Origin of the sequence: Streptomyces hirsutus, from assembly GCF_001418415.1 — a bacterium.
GTDB lineage: Bacteria > Actinomycetota > Actinomycetes > Streptomycetales > Streptomycetaceae > Streptomyces > Streptomyces hirsutus.
Map to the genome: position 1 here is coordinate 1 of NZ_LIQT01000342.1, position 8,338 is coordinate 8,338.

The following is an 8,338-nucleotide window of genomic DNA, read 5'->3' on the forward strand; positions in this document are numbered from 1 at the left end:
GTCGTCGGGGGTGGTGTCGGCAGGTGGTTCCCCGCCGTCGGAGGGAGCGGTGTCCGAGGCCGGGGCGGGTAGGGCGCCGGGTCCCGCGGGCGGGTACAGATCCGGGTCGGCCACCGCCTGGCGGTCGGCGTCGGGGCGGGTCGCGCTGTCGGCCTCCGCGCCGCCGAACTGCATGAGGGAGACCGTGAGCGCGAGCCCCGACACCAGGACGGCGGCGACCATCAGCCCGCTCCGGACGACCCGCGTCCGGTCCGGTCCGTCGGCGGGAGCTCCGCCCGCGTCGGGGCCGTCGGGGCGGCCGGGGCCGAGGCGCGCCTCGGTCGCGCGGCGGCGGCGCTCCAGGTAGGCGAGACCGCCCCAGCCGACGACCCCGCCGGTGAGCGCGACGGGCAGCCCGCCGCCCTGCAGCCGGAGGCAGGCTGCGGCCTCCGCGCACTGCACGCAGGTGGCGAGGTGCCGGGACAGGTCGTCGGGGGTGTCGGCGGCGGGTGAGCGGGTGACGGCGTCCAGCAGCCGGGCGTAGCTGCGGCACTCGGCGTCCATCGGGGAGTCGAGGTGGTTGCGGTGACAGCGGTCCCGGAACAGGCGTCGGACCTGGGCGAGTTCGTCGGCCGCGAGGGCGGGGTCGAGGCCGAGCCGGCGGGCCACCAGGGGAAGCGGCAGGCTCTCCGCCTCGGCCAGCCAGAGCAGTTCGGCGTCGGCCTGCTGCAGATCGCGCAGTCCGCGCAGGGCGACCGGACGGCTCAGCGGCGGGCCGGTGTAACGAGCGGCCTGGTCGGAGTGGAGCCACAGCCTCAGGTCGGGATCGAGCCGGTGCCCCTGCCCGGCGTCCTCCCAGTCCGTCGCGGTGGCGCGAACGGCCGTCAACAGCAGGGGTATTCGGGGCAGTCGGGAGGAACGGCGGCCGGTGCCGCGTACGGTGCTCGCCTCCGCTTCGCGCACCTCTCGTATGCCTTGTGCGAACGCTTCCCGCGCGAGTTGCGCGGCGGCGGTGGAGCCGGCCGTGCAGAGATCGGCGTACGAGAGCACCGCGTCCCAGCACTCCGAGAACAGCGCTGTCTCGGTGGCGTCCTGGGGGGCCGGCAGGTCGGGCATGAGTCTCCTGCATCCACGAACGAGGTCAACTCGCCACATTGGCGGCATAGTTGGGGGGACCCTCGGGGTGATGGACGAGCTTTTCACGTTCCCGACACAACTGACAAGCGCTGTCTCCGCTTCGGGCAGCACGGCGCCCGCGTACGCGCCCCTCGCGCGCGCCCCTCGCCGGAGAATACGCAAGGAAGGCCGGAACGTCTCGGTTCCGGCCTTCCTTGTTTTCTCCGCTTCTCCGCTTCTTCCCCTTGAGCCGTCTCAGGCCCTCGCGGCCCTCTCGGCGGCCCTCTCGGGTCTCACGCCTCGGCGGGCTCCTGTGCCGGGAGGCTGTCCATGAAGGAGCTGACGGAGAACACCGCGCGCCCAGGTCCGGGCTCACCGTAGCCGGGGGGCGAGGCCAGACCGAAGTCGTCCATCGTCGCGCGGTAGGCCTCGAGCAGCCGGATGTGGTACTCCAGCGGCGCGCCCTGCGGGTTGGCCTTGCCGAGCGGGGTGGTGGGCTCGGGGCACCAGGTGGTGAAGCGGGGCGTGATGCCGTGCGACATGAAGAAGCGCAGCCCCTCGGTGGTGGAGGCGATGGCCTCGTCGACCGTCTTGAAGCCGAACGGCTCGGCCATCTCCACGCCCGCCACGAAGTTGGGGATGACGTTGCGGGCGCCGAAGATCTCCGCGGAGTCCAGGATGCGCTTGTGCCACTCGTCCCGGCCGACGTACCGCTCCTTGCCGGGGCAGTACATCTTGAACAGGTACTCGTCCCACACCTCGTAGTTGGGGTGGTAGATCTGCACGCCGTGATCCTTGAAGCGCTGCACGTCGTCCCGGGGCAGCGCCTGGGCGACGACCTTGCCGATCCAGCGGCCGGGGAAGCGCTCCTCGATGGCCTTGGCGTAGTGGCCGTAGAAGTCGGCCTCGTCGCGGCCGGAGACGGTCTTGGTGATCGCGCCGCCGGTCAGCGTGTAGGCGGTGGACGCCTTCGCCGTGTCGTAGCGGTCGATGATCTCCAGGGCCTCGAGGACCTCCTCGACGTCCTTGACCCCGGTGTAGGGGCGGCCGGCCGCCTTGTGCTGGCGCCAGTTGTGGTTGATGTCGCAGTACTGGCACTCCTCCTTGGCGCCGAAGTACTGGCAGACCCGGAAGACGGTCAGGTAGATCAGGTAGCCCCACTGGATGGTCGGGGCCACCTCCATGACCGACTTCCCGTTGGAGAGGGTGTGCCGGTAGTACTCGGGCATCGGCGGCACGCCGACGTCCGAGATGCGCTTCCCGTCGAGGTAGAGGCCGAGGATCCCGTCCTCGTTCGCGGCGACCCGGTACGGGGAGGCGGGGTTCACCCGCACCGAGACCACGGTGCGGCGCAGGTCGTAGGGGCCGCCGGTGAGGATGATCTCCTCGGGCGGGCGCCGCAGCGCGGCCTCACCCAGCTCCGGCAGGGTGCCGTGGTCGAAGGAGAAGATGAAGTACGACTTCGGCTTGACCTCGCCCTTCTCGTTGTCGCTGAGGGCGGACGGATCGAAGGCGATCCCGCCCCGGAGCAGGTCCTCCTTGAAAACGGCCTCGCGCGGCACATGCGGGAACCGCTCCATCAGATCCTCGACCAGCGCGGTACGGCTGCCGCTGCCCATCCCGTGTCTCCTTCCGGCTCGGACGTACGACTCCCGGCTCGGACGTACGACTCCTCACGGTATGCCCCCGCCCCTCGGTCCGTGGTGCCGGGGCCCTCACGTGACGTGGGGCACTCCCTTGGACCTGCGAGAACAGTACGTCTTCCGGGCGTCCGCGGCTTCGGTGCCGTGCGGGTCCCGGGCCGGCCCTCGCGGAAGGACGGCCGGGCGACACGTACCCCGGGCCCCGCGATAAATTCCGGCGGGGGCCTCTCCGGTCCCGCACCTCGGGGAAGGACGACCGATGACCGGGACCGTGACCAACTGGGCGGGCAACATCACGTACGCCGCCAAGGAGCTGCGCCGTCCGCACACCCTGGACGCGCTGCGCGCGCTGGTCGCCGGGAGCAGCCGGGTCCGGGCCCTGGGCAGCGGGCACTCCTTCAACAAGATCGCCGAGCCGGGCGAGGCCGGCGTCCTGCTCTCGCTCGACGCCCTGCCCGCCCAGATCGACGTGGACACGACGGCCCGGACGGTACGGGTGGGCGGCGGCGTGCGGTACGCGGAGCTGGCCCGCCGGGTGCACGAGCGGGGGCTCGCGCTGCCGAACATGGCGTCGCTGCCGCACATCTCGGTGGCCGGTTCGGTCGCCACCGGCACGCACGGCTCCGGGGTCGGCAACGGCCCGCTCTCCTCGGCGGTACGCGAGGTGGAGCTGGTCACGGCGGACGGTTCGGCGATACGGATCGGCCGCGAGGACGAGGCCCGGTTCGGCGGTGCGGTCACCTCCCTCGGGGCACTCGGTGTCGTCACGGCGCTCACCCTGGACCTGGAGCCGGCGTTCGACGTCGAGCAGCACCTCTTCACCGAGCTGCCGCTGGCCGGGCTGGACCTCACCGCCTTCGAGACGGTGATGTCGGCCGCGTACAGCGTGAGCCTGTTCACCGACTGGGCGGCGCCGGGCTTCCGGCAGGTGTGGGTGAAGCGGCGTACGGACCGGCCGCTGCCAAACTTCCCCTGGGCGGCGCCCGCGACCGAGAAGCTGCATCCCGTCCCGGGCATGCCGGCGGTCAACTGCACGGAGCAGTTCGGGGTGCCGGGTCCCTGGCACGAGCGGCTGCCGCACTTCCGCGCGGAGTTCACGCCGAGCAGCGGGGCGGAGCTGCAGTCGGAGTATCTGCTGCCGCGCCGGTTCGCCGTCGACATGCTGCACGCGATCGACGGGATCCGGGAGACGGTCGCCCCCGTGTTGCAGACCTGTGAGGTGCGGACCGTGGCCGCCGACGGCCAGTGGCTGAGCCCTTCCTACGACCGGGACACCGTGGCCGCCCACTTCACCTGGGTCGCCGACACGCCCGCGGTGCTGCCCGTGGTCCGGCGGCTGGAGGAGGCGCTGGCTCCCTTCGAGGCGCGGCCGCACTGGGGGAAGGTGTTCACCACCCCGGCGGCCGAGCTCCGTGCCCGCTATCCGCGGCTGGGCGACTTCCGGGCTCTGGCCCGGTCGCTGGACCCGGAGGGCAAGTTCAGCAACGTGTTCGTGCGGGACGTCCTGGGCGACTGACCGTCCGACCGGCCCCGTCCCCTTCGTACAGCCCCTTTCCGAACCCCTTGTCGAACACCGGCACCGGCCATAGCCTTGCCGCGCGCCGGTGCCGACGCCGCCCGGCACGGCAGGGATGGGGGCACCTCCGGTGAAGCGCACCTCGCGGGACATCCGTACCGCCAACCGCTACGAGGTACTGCGCCAGATCGTCGCCGAGTCCCCCACCTCACGGCAGGAGCTGGCGGCCGCCACCGGGCTCAGTCTCGCGACGGTCGCCACCCTCGTCGGCGAGCTGCTCGACCTCGGCATGATCACCGAGGTCGGGTTCGAGGACTCGGCCGGCGGCCGGCCGCGCGGTCTGGTGGCCGTCGACGCGGCGGGCGGCGCCCTGATCGGCGTCGACCTCGCCGAGACCTACGTCCGGGTCGAGCTGTTCGACCTGGCGCTGAACGTGCTGGCCCGCGCCGAAGAGAAGATGCGCCCCGGCGAGAACCGGCCCGAGCAGGTCGTGAACCATGTGGCCTCGGCGGTCGGCTCGGTGGTGGAGCGGGCCGGCATCGAGTCCGCGCGGGTGCTCGGGGCCGGAGTGAGTGTGCCGGGCCAGGTGGACCGCGCCACGGGCGTCTCCGAGTACGCGCCGAACTGGGACTGGCACGACGTGCCGCTGCAGAACCTCCTCGCCGAGCGGATCTCCCACCCCCTGTACCTGGACAACCCGTTGCGCGCCTGCGCGGTCGCCGAACTGTGGTTCGGGGCGGCGCGCGGGCACGGTGACGCGGTGGTGGTCAACCTCGGGACCGGGGTGGGCGCCGGGCTGGTCCTGGGCGGCGGGGTGCACCGGGGGGTCAGCAACAGCGCCGGCGAGTGGGGACACACCACGCTCGTCCTGGACGGGCGCCCGTGCCACTGCGGCAATCGCGGCTGCGTCGAGACGTACACGGGTGCGCCGGGGATCATGCTGAACCTGCGGGAGGTGAGCCCGCGCAGCCCGCTGCTGCGTCCCGGCGACCAGACGGCCACGGTCGACGCCCTGGCGCGGGGGGTGGCCTCGGGCGACCCGGTGGCGGTCAAGGTCCTCGAGGACACCGCCCGTTACGTCGGTGCCGGGATCGCCGGCCTGATCAATCTGTTCAACCCGGAGGTGGTCGTGCTCAGCAGCTGGGTCGCGGCCGCGTTCGGCGAGCCCCTGCTCGACGCGGTGCGCGAGGCCGTCACCCGGCACGCGCTGCGCCGCCCGCTGGCCGCCACCCGGATCGTGCTCTCCCCGATTCCCACCGATCCGGTCTGCCTGGGCGCGGCGACGTTCGCGCTGGAGGGCGCGTTGCAGGCGGCACGCAAGGGCGGCAACGGCACACGCGCCACCGCACCCGCGCGGACCCGCGGCAGCGGCAGCGGCAGCGGCAGCGGCAGCGGCAGCGGCAGCGGCAGACCGTAGCGTCCCTCGCACCGCCTGCGTCCCGAGCCTCAACGTCCGTGCCCCGTCGGCTTGTTCGTCATCCCGAACGGTGCGCAACGCTTCGTGCGGGCTTTGTCCAACCCCTTGCCGAAGCCTTAGCCGAAGGTTAACGTCCGGCACCGCAGGCGTTTCCGCGCCCTCCACCGCACCACCGCCGGAAGCCGTCCGCCGTTCACCGCAGATCCCGCTGCTCCGCGTGCACCGCCCCGTACCGCCAGCGCCGCCTGCACTTCCCCGCACCCGTCCGGGCCACCTGCTCCGCCCACCCCACCTGCCTTTCGAGCCGTACTCGAGACAAGGACGTCGACATGTCGGCATGGAGTACTCACCACTGGGACCGCCGTTCCGTACTGCGGGCGGCCATGGGTCTGGCTGCCGCCGGCGGGCTCGCCGCGTGCGGCGGCAACACAGGCCGGGACGGCGGGCCGGGGTCGGGCAAACGTCTGGTCCAGTACTTCCACGCCTACGGCGAGGCCGGCACCGAACAGGCCATCAGGCGCTACGCCAAGGCCTACGAGGAGGCCGACGTGACCACGCAGTGGATCACGGGCTCCAACTTCGAGAGCAAACTGTTCGCCTCCCTGCTCACCGACAAGGCCCCGGACGTCTTCGAGTTCCATCCGCAGATCCAGCTCATCAAGAGCGGCCAGGTGGCGGACCTGACCGACCTGGTCGAGCCGGTGAAGGACGACTTCAACCCGGCCGACATCCAGTCGCACACCGTCGACGGGAAGATCTACGGGGTCCGGATGATCGACGACCCGCAGTTCTTCTTCTACCGCAAGTCGATGTTCGAGAAGGCGGGCGTGGGCGTCCCCGCCACGCTCGACGAACTCCTCACGACCGCAGCAGAGTTGACCACGGACAAGGTCAAGGGCATCTACCTGGGAAACACCCTGCACCCGATCGTCAACCCGATGATCTGGGCGTCCGGCGCCGACACCCTCGACGAGAGGAACGAGATCGCCTACCACACGGACGGAGTGGTCGGGGGGTTCCGTACCCTGCGCAAGCTCTTCACCAGCGGTGATCTGCTGCTCGACGCGCCGACCGACTTCTGGGACCCCTCCGCGCTCAACCAGGGGCTCACCGCCATCCAGTGGTGCGGCATGTGGGCGATGCCGCAGATGCAGCAGGCGCTCGGTGACGATCTCGGGATCTTCCCCTTCCCGAAGGTCACCGACACGGGCAAGCAGGCGGTCACCAACGGCGGCTGGTCGATGTTCGTCAACGCGAAGGGCAAGAACGTCGAGGCCGCCAAGGAGTACGTGAAGTGGCTGTGGATCGACCAGAAGGAGTACCAGGAGGACTGGTCGCTCTCCTACGGCTTCCACATCCCGCCGCGCACCTCGATCGCCCGGTCCGCCGACAAGCTCAAGTCGGGCCTGCCGGCCGAGGGCGTCAGGCTGTTCAACGAGTTCGGGCACTTCGACAACATCGGCTGGACGCAGGCCATGATCACCGCCCTGGAGGACGTCCTCGCCGACTGCGTCCGCAAGGGCGGTGACCCGGAGAGCGCGCTCGACAAGGCCGACGCGACGGTCGACCGCGAGCTGCAGAAGCTGTTCGGATAGACCGCGGACGGGCAGCGACGAGATGTCGACCACCACCGCGCGCGATGCCGCCCGCCCCGCCCCGGCCAAGGGCTCCCCCCGGCCGCGGCGGCCGCTGCGGACCAGCGGCACCTTCAACTTCTGGCTGTTCACCGGGCCCTTCCTCCTCGGCCTGCTGATCTTCGTCTACGTGCCGATCCTGTGGAGCGCGTGGCTGTCCTTCTTCGAGGCCCGGTTCACCGTCACGCCCAGCGAGTTCATCGGCTTCGAGAACTACCGGGTCATGCTGACGGACGACCAGTTCATGGGCTCCCTGGGCACCTTCACGGTGTTCGCGGCGCTCATCGTCCCGACCACCTGGGCGTTGTCGCTGGCGCTCGCGCTGGCGGTGAACCGGCTGCGGTTCATGCGGGCCTTCTTCCGCTCGGTCTTCTTCCTGCCGACGGCGGTGAGTTATGTCGCCGCCTCGCTCATCTGGAAGATGTCTCTCTTCAACGGGGTCCGCTTCGGTCTGGCGAACACCGTGCTCGGCGTGTTCGGCGTGGACGACACCGCGTGGCTGGCCGACCCGAACCCGCCCTGGTACTGGCTGGTCATCGTGACCGTACGGCTGTGGCTCCAGGCCGGTTTCTACATGATCCTGTTCCTGGCCGCGCTGCAGAACATCCCGCGCGAGCTGTACGAGGCGGCCGCCATCGACGGGGCCAGGCCCGGCTGGCAGACGTTCCGGTACATCACCCTGCCGCAGTTGCGCGCGACGTCGACAGCCGTGGTCCTGCTGCTGCTCGTGGCCGCGTACCAGGCCTTCGACGAGTTCTTCAACCTGCTGAACAAGACCACGTGGGGGCGCCCGCCGCTGGTCGAGCTGTACTACAAGGCCCTGGGCGACAACCAGGACTACGGCGCGGGCAGCGCGGGCGCGCTGATCCTCACGCTGCTGATCTGCCTGGTGACGCTGCTGCAGGGCCGGTTCATGGGCTTCGGCCGGGGGGAGGACGCCAGGTGACCGCCGACACACCCGCACCGAAGGCGGCGGAACCAGGGACAAAGGGGTCGCCCCGGAGACCGGGACGATCCACGGACAGGGCGGGCA

Annotated in this window: 6 protein-coding genes; 4 read left to right on the forward strand and 2 right to left on the reverse strand. The window is 71.0% G+C overall.

Annotated elements, in window-relative coordinates; all coding sequences use genetic code 11:
* A partial coding sequence (locus tag AOK11_RS24720; protein ID WP_055595939.1) for a hypothetical protein occupies positions 1-1,095 on the reverse strand: 1,095 nt, incomplete at its 3' end.
* A 293-nt stretch (positions 1,096-1,388) separates the two neighbouring features.
* Positions 1,389-2,714, reverse strand: a complete 1,326-nt coding sequence (locus AOK11_RS24725) for a radical SAM protein (protein ID WP_055595940.1) — start codon at positions 2,712-2,714, stop codon at positions 1,389-1,391.
* Between the two features lie 283 nt (positions 2,715-2,997).
* Between AOK11_RS24725 and AOK11_RS24730 the strand changes: the two genes are divergently transcribed.
* The 4 genes from AOK11_RS24730 (at position 2,998) to AOK11_RS24745 (ending at position 8,251) form a co-directional block, all read left to right on the forward strand.
* Positions 2,998-4,254 (forward strand): FAD-binding protein, encoded by a 1,257-nt coding sequence (locus AOK11_RS24730; protein WP_055595941.1) that lies wholly within the window; start codon positions 2,998-3,000, stop codon positions 4,252-4,254.
* A gap of 115 nt (positions 4,255-4,369) precedes the next feature.
* Positions 4,370-5,671, forward strand: coding sequence for an ROK family transcriptional regulator (locus AOK11_RS24735; RefSeq protein ID WP_206188920.1), 1,302 nt, complete (start codon positions 4,370-4,372; stop codon positions 5,669-5,671).
* A gap of 329 nt (positions 5,672-6,000) precedes the next feature.
* Complete coding sequence (locus AOK11_RS24740) at positions 6,001-7,266, forward strand: ABC transporter substrate-binding protein (protein ID WP_055595943.1); 1,266 nt, start codon at positions 6,001-6,003, stop codon at positions 7,264-7,266.
* A 22-nt stretch (positions 7,267-7,288) separates the two neighbouring features.
* A complete protein-coding gene (locus AOK11_RS24745; RefSeq protein ID WP_055595944.1) occupies positions 7,289-8,251 on the forward strand; it encodes a carbohydrate ABC transporter permease in 963 nt (320 codons plus the stop codon).
* Positions 8,252-8,338 lie beyond the last annotated feature (87 nt).